20 protein-coding genes, 3 tRNA genes and 2 pseudogenes are annotated in these 19,401 nt (G+C 70.7%); 19 read left to right on the top strand and 6 right to left on the bottom strand.

Features of this window, described 5'->3' with window-relative positions; all coding sequences use genetic code 11:
* Positions 1 to 129 precede the first annotated feature (129 nt).
* On the top strand, positions 130 to 669 hold the full coding sequence (locus tag Rai3103_RS02850; protein WP_153571316.1) for an HAD family hydrolase: 540 nt from the start codon (positions 130 to 132) through the stop codon (positions 667 to 669).
* Positions 609 to 839, top strand: coding sequence for a hypothetical protein (locus Rai3103_RS02845; protein ID WP_153571315.1), 231 nt, complete (start codon positions 609 to 611; stop codon positions 837 to 839). Before Rai3103_RS02850 ends, Rai3103_RS02845 begins: the two co-directional genes overlap by 61 nt.
* Here the strand turns inward: Rai3103_RS02845 and Rai3103_RS02840 are convergent.
* From Rai3103_RS02840 to Rai3103_RS02830, 3 genes are all read right to left on the bottom strand, one after another.
* Positions 815 to 1,702, bottom strand: a complete 888-nt coding sequence (locus tag Rai3103_RS02840; protein ID WP_153571314.1) for a polysaccharide deacetylase family protein — start codon at positions 1,700 to 1,702, stop codon at positions 815 to 817. The two genes, Rai3103_RS02845 and Rai3103_RS02840, sit on opposite strands and share 25 nt — an antisense overlap.
* A 113-nt stretch (positions 1,703 to 1,815) precedes the next feature.
* The gene (locus Rai3103_RS02835; protein WP_153573575.1) at positions 1,816 to 2,871 is read right to left on the bottom strand and encodes a 2-oxoacid:ferredoxin oxidoreductase subunit beta; all 1,056 of its coding nucleotides are present in this window, start codon (positions 2,869 to 2,871) and stop codon (positions 1,816 to 1,818) included.
* Positions 2,872 to 2,921: 50 nt separating this feature from the next.
* A complete protein-coding gene (locus tag Rai3103_RS02830) occupies positions 2,922 to 4,790 on the bottom strand; it encodes a 2-oxoacid:acceptor oxidoreductase subunit alpha (RefSeq protein WP_153573574.1) in 1,869 nt (622 codons plus the stop codon).
* Positions 4,791 to 4,983: 193 nt separating this feature from the next.
* On the opposite strand from Rai3103_RS02830, the gene Rai3103_RS02825 reads away from it, so the two are divergent.
* From Rai3103_RS02825 to mptB, 4 genes are all read left to right on the top strand, one after another.
* Positions 4,984 to 5,427, top strand: a complete 444-nt coding sequence (locus Rai3103_RS02825) for an NADH-quinone oxidoreductase subunit B family protein (RefSeq protein WP_194793237.1) — start codon at positions 4,984 to 4,986, stop codon at positions 5,425 to 5,427.
* Positions 5,424 to 5,996 carry an NADH-quinone oxidoreductase subunit C gene (locus tag Rai3103_RS02820; RefSeq protein WP_153571312.1) on the top strand — a complete coding sequence of 191 codons (573 nt, stop codon included), beginning with the start codon at positions 5,424 to 5,426 and terminating at the stop codon, positions 5,994 to 5,996. The genes Rai3103_RS02825 and Rai3103_RS02820 overlap by 4 nt, the downstream gene beginning before the upstream one ends.
* Positions 5,993 to 6,331, top strand: a complete 339-nt coding sequence (locus tag Rai3103_RS02815; RefSeq protein ID WP_153571311.1) for a 4Fe-4S binding protein — start codon at positions 5,993 to 5,995, stop codon at positions 6,329 to 6,331. The genes Rai3103_RS02820 and Rai3103_RS02815 overlap by 4 nt, the downstream gene beginning before the upstream one ends.
* Before the next feature lie 106 nt (positions 6,332 to 6,437).
* Positions 6,438 to 8,003: a polyprenol phosphomannose-dependent alpha 1,6 mannosyltransferase MptB gene (mptB, locus tag Rai3103_RS02810; protein ID WP_153571310.1), complete on the top strand. Its 1,566-nt coding sequence runs from the start codon at positions 6,438 to 6,440 to the stop codon at positions 8,001 to 8,003.
* Positions 8,004 to 8,067: 64 nt separating this feature from the next.
* Here the strand turns inward: mptB and Rai3103_RS02805 are convergent, their stop codons facing one another.
* Both Rai3103_RS02805 and Rai3103_RS02800 read right to left on the bottom strand, forming a co-directional pair.
* Complete coding sequence (locus Rai3103_RS02805; protein WP_153571309.1) at positions 8,068 to 9,123, bottom strand: enoyl-CoA hydratase/isomerase family protein; 1,056 nt, start codon at positions 9,121 to 9,123, stop codon at positions 8,068 to 8,070.
* Between the two features lie 38 nt (positions 9,124 to 9,161).
* Positions 9,162 to 9,980 (bottom strand): exodeoxyribonuclease III, encoded by an 819-nt coding sequence (locus Rai3103_RS02800; RefSeq protein ID WP_153573573.1) that lies wholly within the window; start codon positions 9,978 to 9,980, stop codon positions 9,162 to 9,164.
* Positions 9,981 to 10,134: 154 nt separating this feature from the next.
* On the opposite strand from Rai3103_RS02800, the gene Rai3103_RS02795 reads away from it, so the two are divergent.
* The 8 genes and pseudogenes from Rai3103_RS02795 to Rai3103_RS02765 all read left to right on the top strand — a co-directional run bounded on the left by Rai3103_RS02795 (position 10,135) and on the right by Rai3103_RS02765 (position 17,496).
* On the top strand, positions 10,135 to 10,749 hold the full coding sequence (locus tag Rai3103_RS02795) for a hypothetical protein (protein ID WP_153571308.1): 615 nt from the start codon (positions 10,135 to 10,137) through the stop codon (positions 10,747 to 10,749).
* Positions 10,746 to 11,779: pseudogene (locus tag Rai3103_RS02790) on the top strand (SDR family oxidoreductase). The gene Rai3103_RS02795 and the pseudogene Rai3103_RS02790 overlap by 4 nt, the downstream one beginning before the upstream one ends.
* Positions 11,779 to 12,228, top strand: coding sequence for a hypothetical protein (locus tag Rai3103_RS02785; RefSeq protein ID WP_153571307.1), 450 nt, complete (start codon positions 11,779 to 11,781; stop codon positions 12,226 to 12,228). Before Rai3103_RS02790 ends, Rai3103_RS02785 begins: the two are co-directional and overlap by 1 nt.
* Positions 12,225 to 12,899: a gluconate 2-dehydrogenase subunit 3 family protein gene (locus Rai3103_RS02780; protein WP_228489116.1), complete on the top strand. Its 675-nt coding sequence runs from the start codon at positions 12,225 to 12,227 to the stop codon at positions 12,897 to 12,899. Before Rai3103_RS02785 ends, Rai3103_RS02780 begins: the two co-directional genes overlap by 4 nt.
* Complete coding sequence (locus Rai3103_RS02775) at positions 12,896 to 14,542, top strand: GMC family oxidoreductase (protein ID WP_228489115.1); 1,647 nt, start codon at positions 12,896 to 12,898, stop codon at positions 14,540 to 14,542. Before Rai3103_RS02780 ends, Rai3103_RS02775 begins: the two co-directional genes overlap by 4 nt.
* Positions 14,543 to 14,561: 19 nt before the next feature.
* The gene (locus tag Rai3103_RS02770; RefSeq protein ID WP_228489114.1) at positions 14,562 to 15,839 is read left to right on the top strand and encodes a thiamine pyrophosphate-binding protein; all 1,278 of its coding nucleotides are present in this window, start codon (positions 14,562 to 14,564) and stop codon (positions 15,837 to 15,839) included.
* Positions 15,815 to 16,378, top strand: a complete 564-nt coding sequence (locus Rai3103_RS17360; protein ID WP_239022378.1) for a thiamine pyrophosphate-dependent enzyme — start codon at positions 15,815 to 15,817, stop codon at positions 16,376 to 16,378. The genes Rai3103_RS02770 and Rai3103_RS17360 overlap by 25 nt, the downstream gene beginning before the upstream one ends.
* On the top strand, positions 16,378 to 17,496 hold the full coding sequence (locus Rai3103_RS02765) for an enolase C-terminal domain-like protein (RefSeq protein ID WP_153571306.1): 1,119 nt from the start codon (positions 16,378 to 16,380) through the stop codon (positions 17,494 to 17,496). The genes Rai3103_RS17360 and Rai3103_RS02765 overlap by 1 nt, the downstream gene beginning before the upstream one ends.
* A gap of 33 nt (positions 17,497 to 17,529) precedes the next feature.
* Here the strand turns inward: Rai3103_RS02765 and Rai3103_RS02760 are convergent, their stop codons facing one another.
* The gene (locus tag Rai3103_RS02760) at positions 17,530 to 18,024 is read right to left on the bottom strand and encodes a YajQ family cyclic di-GMP-binding protein (RefSeq protein ID WP_153571305.1); all 495 of its coding nucleotides are present in this window, start codon (positions 18,022 to 18,024) and stop codon (positions 17,530 to 17,532) included.
* Between the two features lie 164 nt (positions 18,025 to 18,188).
* On the opposite strand from Rai3103_RS02760, the gene Rai3103_RS02755 reads away from it, so the two are divergent.
* The 5 genes and pseudogenes from Rai3103_RS02755 to Rai3103_RS02735 form a co-directional block, all read left to right on the top strand.
* Positions 18,189 to 18,270: transfer RNA gene (locus Rai3103_RS02755), tRNA-Tyr, on the top strand.
* Between the two features lie 126 nt (positions 18,271 to 18,396).
* Positions 18,397 to 18,469: transfer RNA gene (locus Rai3103_RS02750), tRNA-Thr, on the top strand.
* 79 nt (positions 18,470 to 18,548) lie between these two features.
* Positions 18,549 to 18,625, top strand: a tRNA-Met gene (locus tag Rai3103_RS02745).
* A 37-nt stretch (positions 18,626 to 18,662) separates the two neighbouring features.
* Positions 18,663 to 18,830 carry a 50S ribosomal protein L33 gene (gene rpmG / locus Rai3103_RS02740; protein WP_153571304.1) on the top strand — a complete coding sequence of 56 codons (168 nt, stop codon included), beginning with the start codon at positions 18,663 to 18,665 and terminating at the stop codon, positions 18,828 to 18,830.
* 121 nt (positions 18,831 to 18,951) lie between these two features.
* Positions 18,952 to 19,362 (top strand): annotated as a pseudogene (locus Rai3103_RS02735) (FAS1-like dehydratase domain-containing protein); the annotation flags it as partial.
* Positions 19,363 to 19,401 lie beyond the last annotated feature (39 nt).

The raw sequence follows: 19,401 nt of genomic DNA, 5'->3' as shown, positions 1-19,401 counted from the left end.
TCGGGGACCGCGACCGGGGAACCTCCGGGAGGGCGAGCGCTGCCCAGCGACCCACCGCCGCTCATCAATCTATCAATCACTCCCCGAGGCGCCGGAGGCGTCCGTCGGGACGGCGGTTAGGGTCGTCACATGCGCATCGCGGTCTATTGGGACATCGACGGAACCCTCCTGCTCTCGCCTCCCGGTCGGGCGGATCTCTACCGGAGCACGATCGCGAGCCTCGGCGGCACCCCGGTGCTGCCGTCCCAGCCGCGCGACGGACTCACCGACCGTCGTGTCGGCGAGCTGTACCTCGACGCGGCCGGCATGCCGCTGGCCCTGATCGACGACTTCCTGGCCGAGCTGGACCGCCAGTCGGTCGCGTACTACGTCGAACATCCGCGCGAGCAGATGCCCGGCGCGCTGGCGGCGGTGGCGGACGTCGCCGGCCGCGGCTGGCGGCAGGCGGTGATGAGTGGCAACACGCCGACGAGGATACGGACCAAGCTGGCGACGGCGGGCATCGATCCGGACCTGTTCGACCCGGCCACGTCGGTGTCCGGGGGTTCGTCAGTGACCGGCGTGACCTGGGCCGACAAGCCCGTGGGCTCTCCGGTGACGACGTCCTGGTGGTCGTCGGGGACACCCCGCACGATCTCCTGGCGGCGCGGGCGGCCGATGCCCCGCTGATCGCTGTCACCCGTCACCCGGACGTGCGGGCGTCGCTGTCCGGCGAGGCGCTGGCGGTGATCCCGACCCTGGCGGACCCGGCTTTCACCGAGGCTCTGGACCGCCTCGCCGCCCGGCTGGAGACCCGGGCCACAGTGGACCAGGGTCAGGCGATCACGCCGAACGAGTAGCCCGCGCCCCGCAGGTCGGAGACGATCTGCGGCAGCGCCTCGGTGGAGATCTTCTTGCCGGTGGCGTCGTGCATCAGGATGACGACGACGTTGGGGTTCTTCACCAGGGCCATGTCGTCCCGGACGTTCTTGGCGGCCTCGTCGGGGGTCTTGGGCTCCTTCTTCTTGGCCTCCGCGTCGCCGGTCATGGCGTTCCAGTCGATCCAGGACAGCCCCCGGGCACCGAGCTGGGTGTCGGAGTCGGCCAGGCCCTTCCAGGACATGTGGCCGCCGGGGTAACGGAAACAGTCGGCGGTGTAACCGGGCCCCGCGGCGCCCTTGACGATGTCGGCGGCCCGGGCCTCGTCGGCGAGGATGTGGTCGGTGTTGCCCACGCGCTGGGGGTAGAGGTAGCCGTAGTCGTGGCTGAACGAATGGATGCAGACGGCATTGCCCTCGTCCAGTTCCCGCTGCACGAGGACCGGACCGGTGCGCCCGATCCCCAGCGGACCGGCGATCAGGAAGAAGGTCGCCGGTACGTTGTTGGCCTTCAGGGCGTCGAGCACCGCCGGCGTGGCGTCGCTGCTGGGGCCGTCGTCGAACGTCAGGAAGGCGATCTTCTGCTGCGGGTAGTCGGGCGCGTTCTTGCCCTTCTCCAGCCAGTCGTGCACCTTCGCCGCCGGGTAGGCGTACGCCTGCGCGGCCGTGTTGTGGTTCGTCCCCGCGACGACATGGGGAGTCGGTGGGGGCGTCGGGCTGAGCGCCGGAGAGTTCGCGTTGTGGGCACCTGGCGGCGGCGCGCAGGCCGCCAGCACGGCGGTGACCAGCAGCGGCAGCACGAGGGCCAGTGCGGGACGACGGGACGACGAGTGGACGTGGGTCATGAAGACTTCCTCCGGAGCGCGTCCTCCCAAGCGTAGGCGCGCCGCGGACGAACCCGGAATCCGGTGCCGCCCGCGGCGTGTCGTTGCTGAGAAGCGACTCAGGTCGCCGCCACTCAGGCGGTGACTTCCCAGGTGTCCTGCCCGTACAGCAGGTCCTGCAGGGAGGCCTCGGAGTCCGCGCCGTCCCCACGGGCGGTGCGGACCTGCTCGCGGGCCTCGTCGTCGTACGTCGGCCGCTGCACATCGCGGAAGACGCCGATCGGGGAGCGCTGCAGGTGCCCTGCGCTGCTCAGGCGGGACAGGGCGAAGGCGTACGACGGGTTGTCGGCATGGGCGTCGTGGACGACGATGTCGTCCTCGGCCACGCTGTCCCGCTCGGCGATCCGCAGCGCACCGTCGGCCCGGTCGCGGACGACGGCCAGGTGACCGCCGACCCCGAAGATGATCTTCTCGCCGTGGACGAGCGGGATGATCGCCTCGGCCGACTCCTCGCCGCCCTTGAGGGCGTCGAAGGCGCCGTCGTTGAAGATGGGGCAGTTCTGGTAGATCTCGACCAGCGAGGCGCCCCGGTGGGCGGCCGCCGCCTTGAGCACCTCGCTGAGGTGCTTGCGGTCGGAGTCGATGGCGCGGGCGACGAAGGTGGCCTCGGATCCGAGTGCCAGCGACACCGGGTTGAGCGGCTGGTCGAGCGACCCCATCGGCGTCGACTTGGTGACCTTGCCCATCTCGGACGTGGGCGAGTACTGGCCCTTGGTCAGTCCGTAGATCCGGTTGTTGAAGAGCAGGACGGTGATGTTCACGTTGCGGCGCAGGGCATGCAGCAGGTGGTTGCCGCCGATCGAGAGGGCGTCACCGTCGCCGGTGATCACGAAGACCGCGAGGTCCTCCCGGGTCGCGGCGACGCCGGTGGCGATCGCCGGGGCACGGCCGTGGATCGAGTGCATCCCGTACGAGTCGACGTAGTACGGGAAGCGCGACGAGCAGCCGATCCCCGAGATGATCACGGTGTTCTCGCGCTTGATCCCGAGCTCCGGCATGAAGCCCTGGAACGCGGCGAGCACGGCGTAGTCACCGCAGCCGGGGCACCAGCGCACCTCCTGGTCGGAGACGAAGTCCTTGCGGTTGAGTGGCTCGATGGCCAGCGGGACATGCGCCAGGCCGCGTCCGATGGCTCGGGACCCGGCCGCCGCCGGCGACTCGGTGGGGTTCTGCGTCGCGGTCACTGGAGGACTCCTTCCCGGCTGCCGAGCTCGCGGAGGACCTCGAACAGGTCGGCTTCGAATTCGTCGACGGAGATCGGCAGGCCGCGGACCCGCGAGTAGCTCCGGACATCGACGAGGTACTTGGCTCGGAGCAGCATGGCGAGCTGGCCGAGGTTCATCTCGGGCACGATGACCCGGTCGTACGACCGCAACACGTCGCCGAGGTTGTCCGGGAACGGGTTGAGCCAGCGCAGCTGGGCGTGGGCGACCTTGGCCCCGGTCTTGCGCATCCGGCGGATCGCGGCGAGCGCGGGGCCGTACGTCGACCCCCAGCCCAGCACCAGCAGGCGGGCACCCTCGCCGTCCTCGCGGCCGGGATCGTCCACCAGCAGCGGCGGGACGAGCCGGCCGACGCGGTCGATCTTGGCCTGGCGGGTGTCGGTCATCAGCTGGTGGTTGGCCGGGTCGTAGGAGATGTTGCCGGTGCGGGAGTCCTTCTCGATGCCGCCGAGGCGGTGCTCGAGGCCAGGCGTGCCCGGGATGGCCCACGGGCGGGCCAGTGTCTCCTCGTCCCGTACGTAGGGCAGGAACTCACCCTTGGGGCCGTTCGGCTCGGTGGCGAAGCCCGGGTCGATCGCGGGGATCGTGTCCAGGTGCGGGACGTTCCACGGCTCGGCGCCGTTGGCGAGGTAGCCGTCGGTGAGGACGAAGACCGGCGTACGGTACTCGACCGCGACCCGGACGGCCTCGATCGCCGCGTTGAAGCAGTCCGAGGGGGACTGGGCGGCGATCACCGGGACCGGGGCCTCGCCGTGGCGGCCGTACAGGGCCATCAGCAGGTCGGCCTGCTCGGTCTTCGTCGGCATGCCTGTCGAGGGGCCGGATCGCTGGACGTCGCAGATCACCATTGGCAGCTCGGTCATCACGGCCAGCGAGATCGTCTCCGACTTCAGGGCGATGCCTGGGCCGGAGGACGCGGTGACGCCGAGCCGGCCGGCGAAGCTGGCCCCGAGGGCGGAGCCGGCGGCGGCGATCTCGTCCTCGGCCTGGAAGGTCATCACGTCGAACCGCTTCAGCTTCGACAGCGTGTGCAGCACATCGGACGCCGGGGTGATCGGGTAGGCGCCGAAGAAGAGCTGGAGCCCGGCCTTCTGGGCCCCGGCGACGAGGCCGTACGCCAGTGCGACGTTGCCGGAGATCTGGCGGTAGCGCCCGGCCGGCATCGGGGCCGGCGCGACCTGGTAGGTGACGCCGAACGTCTCGGTCGTCTCGCCGAAGGCGTAGCCGGTCCGGAAGGCGGTGATGTTGGCGTCGCGCAGCTGCGGCTTGCCGGCGAACTTCTCGCTGAGGAACTTCAGCGTGGTCTCGGTGTCGCGGTTGTACAGCCAGCTGAGCAGGCCCAGCGCGTACATGTTCTTCGCGCGGGAGGCGTCCTTGCGGCTCAGGCCGAAGTCGTGGACGGCGGCGACGGTCATCCCGGTGAGGTCGAGGGCGTGCAACTGGTAGTCGTCCAGCGAACCGTCCTCGAGCGGGTTGGCCGGGTAGGCGACCTTCGCCAGGTTGCGCTTGGTGAACTCCGCCGTGTCGGCGATGATCAGGCCGCCGCGCTTGACCTGGGCGAGATTCGCCTTCAGGGCCGCCGGGTTCATCGCCACCAGCACGTCCGCGGTGTCGCCCGGGGTCATGATGTCGAAGTCGGCGAAGTGCACCTGGAAGCTCGACACCCCGGGGATGGTCCCCTGGGGGGCGCGGATCTCTGCCGGGAAGTTCGGCAGGGTGGAGATGTCGTTGCCGAACGACGCGGCCTCCGCAGTGAACCGGTCACCGGTAAGCTGCATCCCGTCGCCGGAGTCGCCCGCGAAGCGGATGACCACTCGGTTGAGCATCTGGACGTCTGCCACGTCGGTATGCCTCGTTTCTCGTCGTACCGGCCGCCCAGGAGGGGCCGGCCGCCGGTCAAGTCTAGTGCGGCGTCAGCTGAGCCTCACTTATTGGATCTTCTAATGAGTCTAGGCGCAAGTCCTTATGCCTCAGAGCGGTCCGAGGGGTGGAATGCGACCGGCGGATAGGCTGTCCGTCATGGCAGAGGGCATACGCGTCTACGACTGGTACGGCGACGGCCGATTGCTCGTCGCCGACCTCGGTCTGGCCTGTTGCAGCCTGGAGTTCGAGGCGGCGGTGCTGGCGCGCCGTGAGGCCGAGCTCCCGCCCGGTCCCGGCCCGCTCGCGGCACCACCGCAGGCGTTGGCCGTCGTGGTGTCCGGCACGGTCCCGGACGCCCTCGTCCCGGTGGTCCGGGAGGCCATCGATGCCCTGGCGGACCGCGTCGGTCGGCCTGCCCAGGTGATCGCCTACGGTGCCTGCGCCAGTTCGGGCGGCCCCTACTGGGATTCGTACGCGGTGGCCGACGGCATCGCCCAGTTCGTCCCGGTCTCCGTCGTCGTGCCGGGGTGCCCGCCACCCCCCGGCTCGCTGGAGGAGGCCCTGGCCGGTCTCGCCACGGACCTGGAGGAGGCACGATGAGTGACGAGGTGACCCGCAGCGTCGAGGCCGCCGCATGGGTCGCGGCGGTGAGCGCCGCTCGGGATGAAGGCTTCGACCGCTTCGACTGGCTCGACGCGACCGACGACATCGGCCGGACCGACACGGTGAGCGTGGTCTGCCAACTGCGGGCCCGCGACGGGGCGCCGGTGCGCCTGCGCACTCGCGTACCGCGCCGCGGTGGCGTGCTGGCGAGTCTCGCCGGCGTCTTCCCGGGGGCCGCCTGGTGCGAGCGCGAGGCGGGGGAGGGCTACGCCGTCGACTTCGGTGGCGGGGACGGCCGGCGACTCCTGCTCGGGCCGGATGCTCCGGAGGCGCCACTGCTGAAGGACCACCCGCTCGCGGCCCGCGCCGCCGTGCCGTGGCCCGGCGCCGACGAGCCGGAGGAAGGGGCGCGCGCCCGCCGCCGGATGGTCCCTCCCGGGGTTCCCGACCCGGCGATCTGGGGCGAGCGCGACCCCTCCGACGGGCAGGCCGATCCCGAGGACGTCGCCACCAGCACCTCCGGTGGCCGGGTGCGACGGTCCCGCGACCGGGGAGCGGGGCGATGACCGCAACCCATGGCCGGATCCGGCTGATCGAGGACCGCTGCACCTCGTGCATGATCTGCGCCCGCGAGTGCCCCGTCTGGTGCATCAGCATCGACGCCCACACCGAACCGGATCCGGCCTCGGAGGCCTCCCGTCGCCCCCGGCTGCACAACGTGCTGGACCGCTTCGCGATCGACTGGTCCGTCTGTATGTACTGCGGCATCTGCGTCGACGAGTGCCCCTTCGACGCCCTCGAGTGGAACGGCGAGCACGTCTCGCCCGGGGCGTCGCTCCCCGATCTGGTGCACCAGCGCGACCGGCTCGCCCCCGATCCGGGGGGCCGCCCGACGGCGTGACACGCGCCCCCGAGCGCCCGAAGATTGGCCCGGAACCTGACCCGGCGCCTACCCTGGCAGAGTGGGGTGCTCCCCCGACGGCGGCAGCGTGAAGGGAAAGATCCGGATGGCAGGTGAACAGATGCCCGTGGTGACGCTACCGGCGGACACGCGCACCCGCCGACCGCTGCGCGTACGGGGCGCGGACGCCGTCGCGGCGCTACGAGCCGAGTGGTATGACCCGATGGTCCGCCAGGGCCTGCTCGGACTCGTCCTCGTCGTCGCCGGGTCGCTCAGCCCCGCCTTCCTGCCTGACGCTGCGCCGCTGTGGTCGGTGCCGGGTAGCGCTGCCCTCCGGACCACGGTCGGCAGCACCTTCGTCTCCCTCGTCGCGCTCGCCGGGATCTGGCTCGTCCTCGACGCCTGGCTGCGGCTGCGGCCCACGGGTGTCGGGCGCCACGACTTCCGGGCCGTGCTGACGTTGTGGTCGACGCCCTTCCTGCTCGCCCCGCCGGTCTTCAGCCAGGACGCGTATTCGTACGCCGCCCAGGGCTGGCTGGTGTCGCGAGGGATCGATCCCTACCAGGTCGGCCCCGCCGCCCTGCCCGGGGCATTCGCCGACAACGTGTCCCGGGTCTGGCTCTACACCCCCGCACCGTACGGACCTCTCAGTCTGCAGATCCAGCGGCTACTGGTCGACGCGACCGGTGGGCATCTCCTGGCGCCGGTCGCCGGCAGCCCGCTGCACGCCTACGTCGCGGCCGTCGCCATGCGTCTGCCGGCCCTGGTCGGGGTGGTGCTGATCGCTGCCTGCCTGCCCGCCCTGATGCGGCACGTCGGTGCCACCGGGACCGAGCACGAGCGGGGCATGTGGCTGGCCGTCGCCAACCCGCTGATGATCGTCCACTTCGTCGGTGGCGCCCACAACGACGCGCTGATGGTGGGACTGATGGTGCTCGCCCTGTGGTTCGCCGGTCGGGGCCGTTTCGTCACCGCCGCCGTGCTGGTCGGTGTCGCGACCGCGGCCAAACAGCCGGCGGCGCTCGCCGGTCTGGCGGTGGCGTTCATGTTCCTGCCGTCCCAGGCCCGCCGCTGGTCGGCCTGGCGGGAGATCCTGCGACGGACCGCTCTCACCGCCGCGATCGCGCTGGCGTCGTTCGCCGCGGTGTCACTGCTCACCGGGCTCGGGTTCGGCTGGCTGCACGCGATGACCGTGCCGGGATCGGTGCCCACGATCGCGCCCAGCAGCCTGGTCGCCCAGGGGGTCAACGCGCTGGTGCTGCAGTGGGGCTACTACGAGTGGGGTGGTGTGATCACGGGGGCCGTGGAGACCGTCTTCGGACTCGGCACCGTCGCGTTCATCAGCTGGATGGCCGCGCGGATCGCGCTGCATCGCCCGATCCGCTTCGTCTCCTGGGGTCTGTTGGCCGCGGCCATCGGTGGGGCGGCCCTGCATGGTTGGTACCTGCTCTGGGGCGGCTTGCTGCTGCCCGCCACCCGTCCGTCGCCGCGGCTGGTCAGGGCGGCCGTCTGGGTCACCGTCGGCATGGTCGTCTACTACGCGACCAACCTCGCCTTCCGTAACCAGGCCGGCTGGCTCGCCGTCCTCTCCCTCGTGCCGTACGCGGCGCTGATGGTCCGCCACGACCGGGCGGCGTGGCGGACGCCCTTCGGGATCAGCCTCCCGGCCTGAGCCAGCCCTGCCTGAGTCAGCCCTGCCGGAGTCAGCCCTGCCTTAGTCAGGCACGACAGTGCGCTCAGGCGGCGAACAGCGCCGCCACCTGCGCCGGGTCCACGTCCTCGATCGAGGCGTCGCTCCAGCGCGGCGCCCGGTCCTTGTCGACCAGTTGGGCGCGCACCCCTTCGGCGAAGTCCGGCAGCAGCGCCATCCGGTAGGCGACGCGCAGGTCCTGGTCGAGCACCTCGTGCACCCCGGACATCGCCTGCGCCCGCCGCAGCGCCTCGAGACTGGTCACCACGGACAGCGGGCTGCGCGCTCGCAGGTCCGCGCCGGCCTGACGCGCGGCCGACTCCTCGTGGTCCAGCAGCCGGCGGACGACGACCGCGGCGTCGCGCCCCTCGAAGCACTCGTCGATCCAGGCGCGCGACGGGCCACCGTCGTGCAGAGCGGACAGGGCCGGATAGGAGATCTCCACGCCGGTGAAGGGGGCACCCTCCGCGAGCGCGTACAACCAAGGGTCACGCCGCCCGTCCAGAGACGCCATCTGGGCCATCCGATCGGCCGCGACCATCGCGTCGGCGAAGCCCGCCGCCACGGCGTCCGCGCCGTCGATGGTGGTGCCGGTCATCGCCATCCAGGCGCCGATCTGGCCGGGGGCCGTGGCGAGTAGCCACTGGGCGCCGACGTCGGGAGTGAAGCCGATGATGGTCTCCGGCATGGCCAGTCGGGTGTTCTCCGTGGTCAGGCGGATCGAGCCGTGGCCGGACACGCCGACGCCGCCGCCCATCACGATCCCGTCCATCAGCGCCACGTACGGCTTGGGGAAGTCGGCGATGGCGGCATTCATGGCGTACTCGGTGGCGAAGAACGGCCCCGCGTCGCCGTCCTGCACGACGTGGGTGCGGACCGACCGGACGTCCCCGCCGGAGCACAGCCCCCGCTCCCCGGCGCCCTGCATGACGACGGCGCCGATGCCGTCGTCGGCGGCCCACTCCTCGAGCTGGTCCCGGACGTCGCCGACCATGGCCAGGGTGAGGGCGTTGATGGCCCGGGGCCGGTTGAGCACGATCCGGGCCACCGGCCCATCGGTCCCGAAGAGCACGTCGTCGGTGGTGCGGCTGGTCAGCTCCATGGGGGTGCTACCTCCAGGTCGGTCGAGGGGAGGGACGGTCACACGTCGTAGTCGACCACGACCGGGGCGTGGTCGGAGATCCGGGTGTCGTACGACAGATCACGATCGGTGCCGGTGACGATCGCCGAACGGGCGAGCCTGGGGGTCGCCAGTTGGTAGTCGATCCGCCAGCCGGCGTCGTTGTCGAAGGCCTTCCCGCGCCAGGACCACCATGAGTACGGGCCGTCCTCGCCGTGGCGATGGTGACGGACGACGTCCACGAGGGTGCGCGGCGACTGGATGCCGGCGATCCACTCACGCTCCTCGGGGAGGAATCCCTCCGAGCGGCGGTTGGTGCGCCAGTTGCGCAGGTCCAGCTCGGTCGGGGCGATGTTCCAGTCGCCCATCACGACGAACTCCCGGCCCTCGCGGGCCGCCTCCCGCCGGGTGGCGCTCAGATGGCGGGCGAACGAGCGCAGGAAGCGGAACTTGCGCTGCATCTTCGCCAGCGAGGCCTCGTCCTCGAAGGGGGTGCCGCCCTTGGGGACGTAGACCGAGGCGACGCGCAGTAGGGGGCCGTCGGCGGGATCGAGGTCGACCTCGACGTAACGGCCCTCGCGGTCGAACTCCTTGCTGCCGAAGCCGATCCGCACCGCGCTGGGGGCCGTACGGGTGGCGAGGGCGACGCCGTTGCGACCGGCGATCATCCCGGCGTCGTGGACGAGGTGGTAGCCCGCGAAGACGTCGGGCACCTCACCCGAGGGACAGCGCATCTCCTGCACCGCCAGGACGTCCGGGGTGCGCTCGGCCAGCCAGCCCGGGAAACCGCGCCGTTCGGCGGCCCGGATGCCGTTCACGTTGAAGGTGGCGATGCGCAACACGGGAGCCAGACTAGACGTCCGCACAGTGGGGACAGGACCGTGTTCGACTCGGAGGAAGCGGTGTGACCTGCGTCACTTCGGTGTGATCCGAGCCGGCAGTGGGTAAGAGGCTGACAAGTCAAGTCCCAACACCGACAGAAGAGGTCTCGCTATGAGCACCTGGATCTGGGTAGTCATCGCCGTCGTGGTGATCGTGGTCGTGGTCATCGCCGTTCTCGCGGCCCAACGGTCCCGCGCAGGGCAGGAGCGCAAGATCGCCAAGGCCGAGGAACTGCGGGAACGCGGCCGGGAACATTCCCTGGAGGCGCACCGCGGCCAGGCCGAAGCGGAGCTGGCCCATGCCCGCGCCGAGCAGGCGCGAGTGGAGGCGGAAGAACAGCAGGCCGCCGCGCGTCGCGCGGCGGACCAGGCACGTGAGGCGCGAAGCAGGGCGGACGAGCACCTGCGCCGCGCCGACGATCTCGACCCCCGTGCGGGCGGCAACGATCCCCGCGCGGAGGCTGATCCACGGACCGGTCGGACCGAGCCCTACGACGTAGGTCCCAGGAACGACGTCGAGCCCGGCGGCGGTGCCGGCGCGTACGGGAGCGGTCGTACGGAGCCGACCGTCGGCCGGGAGGAGTCCGGCTACCGCGAGTCGGACCCCCGCGGCTCCGGCTACCGCGAGTCGGACCCCCGCCGCGTCGACCCGGGTCGCCCCGGTGAGGTGCCGCCTTCGGGATCCGACTTCGGTGGCGAGAGGCCTCGCCGGTCCGACGACCGATGAGCGCCGCGCGGCAGACAGCGGCGTCCGGTGACCGCATCGTCGCGGTCACCGGGGCCAGTGCCGGGATCGGCCGCGCGACGGCCATCGAGTTCGGCCGCCGCGGCGCCACCGTCGCGCTGCTGGCCCGTGGCCGCACCGGTCTGGAGGATGCGGCGCGGGAGGTGGAGAGCGCGGGGGCCGGGCCCTCGTCGTGCCGACGGAGATGGCCGACCACGAGGCGGTGGCCGCCGCCGTCGAAAGCATCGAGACCGAACTCGGTCCGATCGACACCTGGGTCAACGTCGCCTTCACCAGCGTCTTCGCCCGGTTCGACGACGTGAAACCCGAGGAATTCGCCCGGGTGACCGAGGTCAACTATCTGGGCTTCGTCTACGCGACGATGGCCGTCCTGCCCCGGATGAAGGCCCGCGGGCACGGGACCATCGTCCAGGTGGGCTCGGCCTTGGCCTACCGGGGGATCCCCTTGCAGACGGCTTACTGCGGGTCCAAGCACGCGATCCAGGGCTTCCACGAGGCGCTGCGCTGTGAGCTCCTGCACGACCGCAGCCCCGTACGGGTGACGATGGTGCAGATGCCGGCGGTCAACACCCCCCAGTTCTCCTGGGTGCTGTCCCGCCTGCCTCGGCACGCGCAGCCGGTGCCGCCGATCTACCAGCCCGAGGTCGCCGGTCGCGCCGTGGTGTACGCCGCCGATCACCCGCAGCGACGGGAGTACTGGGTCGGCGGCAGCACCGCCCTCACCCTGGCCGCGAACGCCGTGGTGCCCGGGTTGCTCGACCGCTATCTGGCCCGGTCCGGCTTCGACTCCCAGCAGACGTCGCAGCCCAAGGACCCCGATCAGCCCGTCAACCTGTGGGAACCGGCCGACCGGCACCGCGATTTCGGCACCCGTGGGGAGTTCGACTCGCAATCCCGCGACCGGTCCCTGCAGCTGTGGGCCTCGCACCATCACGGTCTGCTCGGCGCCCTCGCCGCGGGCCTGGGCCTGGCCGGCGCCCTGCCGGCGCTGCGCCGAGGCAGGAGGTCGTGATGGCCCCTCGATTCCGCCGTCCCGTCCGCGAGGTCGAGCGCTTCGCCCAGGACATCCGCACCGGCCGTTTCGAGCGCACCCTCGCGGCCCTGACGGCCGCGGGAGCGCTCGTCACCGCCGGGGAGATCTACTTCGAACACGACCGGGCGAGTTTCGGCAACCCCTGGATGTGGGCGCCCGTGGTCCTGGGGCCGGTCGGTGCCACCGCCGGCATCGCCGGCTTCTTCAGCCGGCGGATGGCCCGGACACTGCTCCCGATGGCCTCCGCGACCATCGTGGCGAACGGGCTCCAGGGCACCTATCTGCACGCCCGCGGGATCGCCCAGAAGCCCGGGGGGTGGCGCAACACCCGCTACAACCTCGAGATGGGCCCACCCCTGCTGGCTCCCCTGATGATGACCATGGTGGGCGGGATGGGACTGCTCGCCGCGCTGCTGCGGAGGGAATGATGAACACTCCGCGTCCGGCGACGGGGAATCCCACCCCACAGCGGTTCCCGGGGTTCGACGTGATGGGTCAGGCGCGCCACTGGGACGCCGCCACCACCGCGACGGTCGCCGCGAGGCTGGACGCCCCGGGCGAGCTGAGGTTCTTCACCGCCGAGGAGGCCGACACGGCGCGTGCCCTCTGCGACCGGCTGCTGGACCAGGACGAGGCCGACCGGAAGAAGAGCCGCCGGCGCGTCCCGGTGGTGGAGCCCATCGACGGGCGTCTCGCCGACGGACTGACCGACGGTTGGCACTACCACGACATGCCACACGACGACGTCGCCTGGCGCCGCAGCCTTGCCGCCTTGGACGCGGATGCCGAGGCCGAGCACGGTCGGCGCTTCCACCGACTCGAGCCCGACCAGCAGGACGACCTGCTCTCCCGGATCCAGCGACAGGCGTCGGGCGACTGGCACGGACTGCCGGCGGGGCACGTCTGGAGCCTGTGGACCCGCTACGCCTGCACCGCCTTCTATGCGCACCCCTGGGCGTGGGAGGAGATCGGCTTCGCCGGCCCCGCCTATCCCCAGGGGTACAAGAACCTCGGCCTCGACGCCAGGGATCCCCGCGAGGTCGCCGACCACTGGCCGGAGTACGACCCGATGGCGAGGCCGGGAAGGCCGGAGTTGTGATCAAGGGCTTCCACGGTGACGTCCGTGCGCGCAACGACTCGGCCTGGCTGCTGACCCCGTACGGCGCCGTCGATGGCCGGCTGCGCGAGGAGATGCGCCGGTTCGCCGACGAGGACGAGGTCGATCTCGCCATCGTCGGGTGCGGTGCCGGCGGATCGGTGCTGATGCAGCGACTCGCCCGGGCCGGCTGGCGCGTCGTCACCTTCGACGCCGGTCCCTTCTGGGATCCGGAGAAGGACTGGGTCAGCGACGAGGCGGGCTCGCACCACCTGTACTGGACCGAGCCGCGTGTGGTCGACGGCGAGACCCCCGTGCCGCTCGGGTCCAACAACTCGGGCCGTGGCGTCGGGGGCTCGATGATCCACTTCGCCGGCTTCACGCCGCGGTTCCATCCCAGCGATTTCGCCACCCGTACGCTCGACGGGGTCGGTGACGACTGGCCGATCGACTACCTGGACCTGCGGCCCTACTACCAGGCGATCGAGGCGGAGTTGCCCGTCGCCGGCCAGGACTGGCCCTGGGGCGATCCGCACCGCTATCCGCAGTCCGCGCACCCGGTCTCGGGCAACGGCGAGATCCTCCAGCGCGGCGCGCTCGCCTGCGGCATCGAGACCCGGGTGGGGCCGGTGGCGATCTCCAACGGCCGCTTCGGCCACCGCGCGCACTGCATCTACCGCGGCTTCTGCCTGCAGGGCTGCAAGGTCAACGCGAAGGCCTCACCGCTGATCACCCACGTCCCGGACGCACTCGCCCACGGGGCCGAGATCCGCGCGGACAGCATGGTCACCCGGATCGGAGTCGATGACCGGACCGGCCTGGCCACCGGCGTCCACTACGTGCACGACGGCGTCCACCGGTTCCAGCGGGCCCGGATGGTCGCGGTCGCCGGCTACTCGATCGAGACCCCCCGGCTGCTGCTCAACTCCGCGACGCGGCGCTTCCCGGACGGCCTGGGCAACGACCACGACCTGGTCGGGCGCTACGTGATGGTGCAGGGCGCCCCCCAGACCGCGGGACGTTTCGAGTCCGAGGTGCGGATGTGGAAGGGCCCGCCTCCCGAGGTGAGCACCGAACAGTTCTACGAGACCGATCCGGGCAAGCCCTGGAAGCGGGGGTTCTCGATCCAGACCGTGTCCCCGCTGCCGATCACCTGGGCGGAGCACATGGCAGGGCAAGGGCACTTCGGCGCCGATCTGCGCCGGGTGATGAGTGATTATCCGCACTGGGCCTGCCTCGGCGCCCTGTGCGAGTTCCTTCCCCTGCCCGACAACCGGGTCACCCTCGACGAGCAGAAGGATGCGTACGGACTGCCGGTCGCCCGCTTCACCTACTCGATGGGGGAGAACGATCGGCAGCTGATGCGGGCCGCACGCTTGACGATGGAGGACATCCTGCGGGGCGCAGGCGCCCAGGATCTCGCCACCTTCGAACGCTTCGCGCACCTGGTCGGGGGCGCCCGGATGGGCGCCGACGAGACGACCGGCGTCGTCGACGCCACCTGCCGCACCTTCGCCGTGCCCAACCTCTACGTCACCGACGGCAGTGTCCTGCCGACCCAGGGCAGCGCGAATCCGGCGCTCACCATCATGGCGATCGCCGCCCGCGCCGCCGACCTGCTGAGGCGCGGAGCCGCCGCGCCGTGACGGCCAGAAAGGAACACGCATGTCCAAGCAAACGGTTGCCGACTACCTCCTCGAGCGCCTGCGGGCCTGGGGGGTCTCGCACATCTTCGGCTACCCCGGTGACGGCATCAACGGGATCGTCGCCGCCCTCGGGCGCTCCGAAGACCATCCCACCTTCGTCCAGGCCCGGCACGAGGAGATGTCCGCCTTCGAAGCGGTCGGCTACGCCAAGTACGGCGACGCACCTTTCGGCGTCTGCCTCGCCACCTCGGGCCCCGGCGCCATCCACCTGCTCAACGGGCTGTACGACGCCAAGCTGGACCACGTCCCCACCGTCGCCATCGTCGGGCAGACGAACCGGTCGGCGATGGGCGGTGCCTACCAGCAGGAGATCGACCTGATCACCCTGTTCAAGGACGTGGCCTCCGATTACGTACAGATGGTCACCGTGCCCCAACAGCTGCCGGGCGTCCTCGACCGGGCCATCCGCGTGGCCGTCGCCCAGCGCGCCCCGACCGCGATCATCATCCCGGCCGACGTCCAGGAACTGGAGTACGTCGCCCCCACCCACGCCTTCAAGATGGTGCCGTCCAGTCTGGGGATCGAGTGGGCCACGCCGGTGCCCGACGACGACGCCATCCGGCGTGCCGCCGACGTCCTCAACAGCGGCGAACGTCCCGCCATCCTCATCGGCCAGGGTGCCCGTGGCGCACGGGTCGAGGTCGAGCGGGTCGCCGACCTCCTCGGCGCCGGCGCCGCCAAGGCGTTGCTCGGCAAGGACGTCCTCTCCGACGACCTGCCGTGGGTGACCGGCTCCATCGGTCTCCTCGGCACCCGCGCCAGCTACGAGATGATGAAGCACTGCGACATGCTGCTCACTGTCGGCTCGAACTTCCCCTACACCCAGTTCATGCCGGAGAGCGGCCAGGCCAGAGCCGTCCAGATCGACATCGACGGGCGATTCATCGGGATGCGGTACGACTACGAGGTCAACCTCGTGGGCGACGCGGCCGCGACCCTGCGGGCCCTGATCCCGCTGCTGCGGCAGCGTGACCACGGGTCATGGCGCCACCATGTCGAGAAGAACGTCGCCGAGTGGTGGGAGTCGATGGACGCGGAGGCCCACGTCGACGCGAACCCGATCAACCCGCAGTTGATGTTCCATGCGGCGTCGAAGAAGCTGCCGCCGAACGTCATGGTGGCGGCCGACTCGGGCTCGGCCGCGAACTGGTACGCCCGCCAGCTCCGGTTCCGGCCCCCATGCGCGGCTCGCTGTCGGGCACGCTGGCCACGATGGGTCCCGGTGTGCCGTACGTGATCGGGGCGAAGTTCGCGCACCCGGACCGTCCGGCCGTCGCGTTCGTGGGCGACGGGGCGATGCAGATGAACGGGCTGGCGGAGCTCATCACCATCGACCGCTACTGGCGGGACTGGGCCGATCCACGCCTGGTCGTCGCCGTGCTGCACAACAACGACCTCAATCAGGTGACCTGGGAACTGCGGGCGATGACCGACTCGCCGAAGGTCCCGCAGACCCAGACGATCCCCGAGGTGGACTACGCGGGCTTCGCCACCGACCTCGGACTGCTCGGCATCACCGTGCTCCGCCCGGAGGAGCTCGCCCAGGCGTGGGAGCGGGCACTGACGGCGGACCGTCCGACCGTCCTCGACGTCCACGTCGACCCGGACGTGCCGCCCGTCCCGCCGCACTCCACCTTCGAGCAGGTCAAGAGCGTCACCAAGGCCCTCGTCCAGGGCGACGAGGACGCCTGGGGCCTGGTGCGGGAAGGGATCAAGACCAAGGCCGCCGAGGTCAGGCCCCATCACACCGACCGGGACGAGCCCGGGCACCAGTGATGACCACCAGCACCCGGGACATCGGGGACACCCGGGTCACACGGTTGAGCGCCTCGGCGTACCGGATCCCGACCGACCGCCCGGAGGCCGACGGCACGTACGCCTGGAACGCGACGACACTGGTCCGGGTCGAGGTCGCCGGCGGGGGCGAGGTGGGGCTCGGGTGGACGTACGCCCCGGCGGCCACGGGCGAGGTGATCTCCGGGTTCCTCGCCGACGTGGTGCTCGGCACCGACCTGCTGGACGTCGGCGGCACCAACCAGGCAATGATCCGGGCGGGGCGCAACGCCGGTCGCCCCGGTCTGGTGGGGGAGGCGATCTCCGGCGTCGACACGGCGCTGTGGGACCTCAAGGGCAAGGTGGTCGGGCTGCCCGTCCACCGGCTGATCGGCGCGTGCCGCGACAGTGTCCCCTTGTACGGCAGCGGGGGCTTCACCACCTACTCGGACGACCGGCTGTCCCAGCAGGTCGAGGAGTGGCTGGCCGTGGGCATGACGGCCGGCAAGATCAAGATCGGCGAGGACAGGGGCCGCCGGGTCGACCGGGACATCCTCCGGATGCGCCAGGCCAAGGCCCTGCTCGGCCCGGACCGGGAACTGTTCGTCGACGCGAACGGCGGCTACACCCGCAAACAGGCCATCCGGGTGATGGAACGGGTCGGCGACCTCGACGTCGCCTGGTTCGAGGAGCCCGTCTCCTCCGATGACCCAGCCGGACTGCGGGAGGTGCGCGACGCCGTCAGCGCCGACGTCGCGGCGGGGGAGTACGGCTACGACCTGGTCTACTTCCGCCGGCTCTGCGAGGAGGGGGCGGTGGACTGCCTGCAGGCCGACGTCAGCCGGTGCGGGGGCATCACCGAGTGGTTACGGGTGGCTGCGGTGGCGGCTGCCTTCGGCCTGGAGATCTCCGGCCACTGCGCCCCCCACCTGCACGCCCACGTGGCCGCTGCGGTGCCCAACCTGCGCCACCTCGAGTGGTTCCACGACCACGTCAGGATCGAGGCGGCAGCGCTCGACGCGGCCGCCGCGGTCCAGGACGGCAGGCTCGTGCTCGGCGACGAGCCGGGCCTCGGGATCCGGTGGCGGGAAGCGGACATGGCCGAGTTCCGGGTCGGCTGACCTTGTGTCGGCCGGCCCGGCGCGGCGCGCCCCTCACCGGTAGTTGGTGAACTGGACCGCGAAGTCGAAGTCCTGCGCCTTGATCAGTGACTGGACCGTCTGAAGGTCGTCGCGGCTCTTGGAGGAGACCCGGAGTTCGTCGCCCTGGATCTGGGCCTTCACGCCCTTGGGGCCCTCGTCGCGGATCAGCTTGGAGACCTTCTTGGCGTTGTCCTGGCTGATCCCCTCCTGCACGGTGGCCGTGATCTTCCACACCTTCCCCGAGGACCGCGGGGTGCCGGCGTCCAGGGACTTCAGGTTGATACCCCGGCGGACGAGCTTGGACTGCAGGACGTCCAGCACCGCCGTCACCCGTTCCTCGGTGGAGGCCTCCAGGTCGATGACGCTCTCGCCGCTGAGGACCACCTTCGCGTCGGTGCCCTTGAAGTCGAACCGCTGGCCGACCTCCTTGGCGGCCTGGTTCACCGCGTTCGCCACCTCCATGTGGTCGACCTTGCTGACGACGTCGAACGAGTTCTCACTGGCCACGATGCTCTCCACTCTGCTCGGGGACGGGTCCCCGGTGTCCGACCATTCTGCCGTGCCACGGCCGGCCGGACAGGCTGCTGAGGGACGTTTTGCGCTCGGTGGCGGAAGCTTGCTAAGGTTTCCGTCGCCCCAAGAAACCCGGGAGACCGGGTGGATCAGGGCATGGCAGGTTGCCCGAGCGGCCAAAGGGAGCGGTCTGTAAAACCGTCGGCTTCGCCTACGCTGGTTCGAATCCAGCACCTGCCACGCACGGTCGGAGTTCCGATTTGCACAGCACGGCCCGTCGAACCAAGGTTTGGCAACAGGGTCGAGGTTGTGTAAGTTAGTTCCCCGGCAGCTGTGCCGGAACTCGCCGTCCGGGACAGGGTGCAAGCCCCTATAGCTCAGTAGGCAGAGCGTCTCCATGGTAAGGAGAAGGTCAGCAGTTCGATTCTGCTTGGGGGCTCGGACTCCGGATCCACGGTCCACGACAACCGCAGTCGTTGACACCGTGGATGCCAGCCAGGTGACTGGTCCGGAACAATGGCGGGGTAGCTCAGTTGGTGAGAGCGCACGACTCATAATCGTGAGGTCGCGGGTTCGAATCCCGCCCTCGCTACCATTCAGACCAGTGACATTGAACAGACAGAGGATCGATCATGGCCAAGGCTGCTGATATTCGCCCGAAGATCACGCTTGCCTGCACCGAGTGCAAGGAGCGGAACTACATCACCAAGAAGAACCGGCGCAACACCCCGGATCGTCTGGAGATGAACAAGTTCTGCCCGAAGTGCGGCCGTCACACCGCACACCGCGAGACCCGCTGAGCTCTCGTACGACACAGTCTTCCCAGCAGGGCGCCACCGCGAGGTGGCGCCCTGCTGCGTTTCCCGGACCGCCCGGCGTCTGGCCTCCCCTGCCCCTCGCCCGACCCGGTAGCGTGGAGGCATGGCCATCACGTCTGAGCATGCCGGGAGGACCTACCCGGCCACGGAGCCCTACCAGGTGTCCCGTGCCAAGATCCACGAGTTCGCCCGGGCGATCGGCGACGACAACCCCTCGTACGGTGGCCCCAATCCGATCGCCCCGCCGACCTTCGCGTTCGTCATCGCCTCGACGGCATGGGAAGCGATGTTCGCCGACCCCGAGCTGGAGCTGCGCCTGGAGCGGATCATCCACGGCGAGCAGCGCTTCACCTACGACCGGCCCCTGCGTGCGGGTGACGAGGTCGTCGGCGTGCTGACACTGGACAAGATCCGGCTGCGGGGGCCGATGGAGTTCATCACCACCTCGGTCGCCGTGCGAACCGTCGCCGGTGAGCCGGTGTGCACCGTGACCGCCAACCTGATCCACAACCGCGAGGTCGCGGCCGCCAAGGACCCTGCCGCCAAGGACCCG

This window comes from Raineyella fluvialis (assembly GCF_009646095.1).
Taxonomy (GTDB): Bacteria; Actinomycetota; Actinomycetes; order Propionibacteriales; family Propionibacteriaceae; genus Raineyella; species Raineyella fluvialis.
Note: the sequence above shows the minus strand (reverse complement) of the source record. Positions and strands in the feature narration are given on the sequence as shown.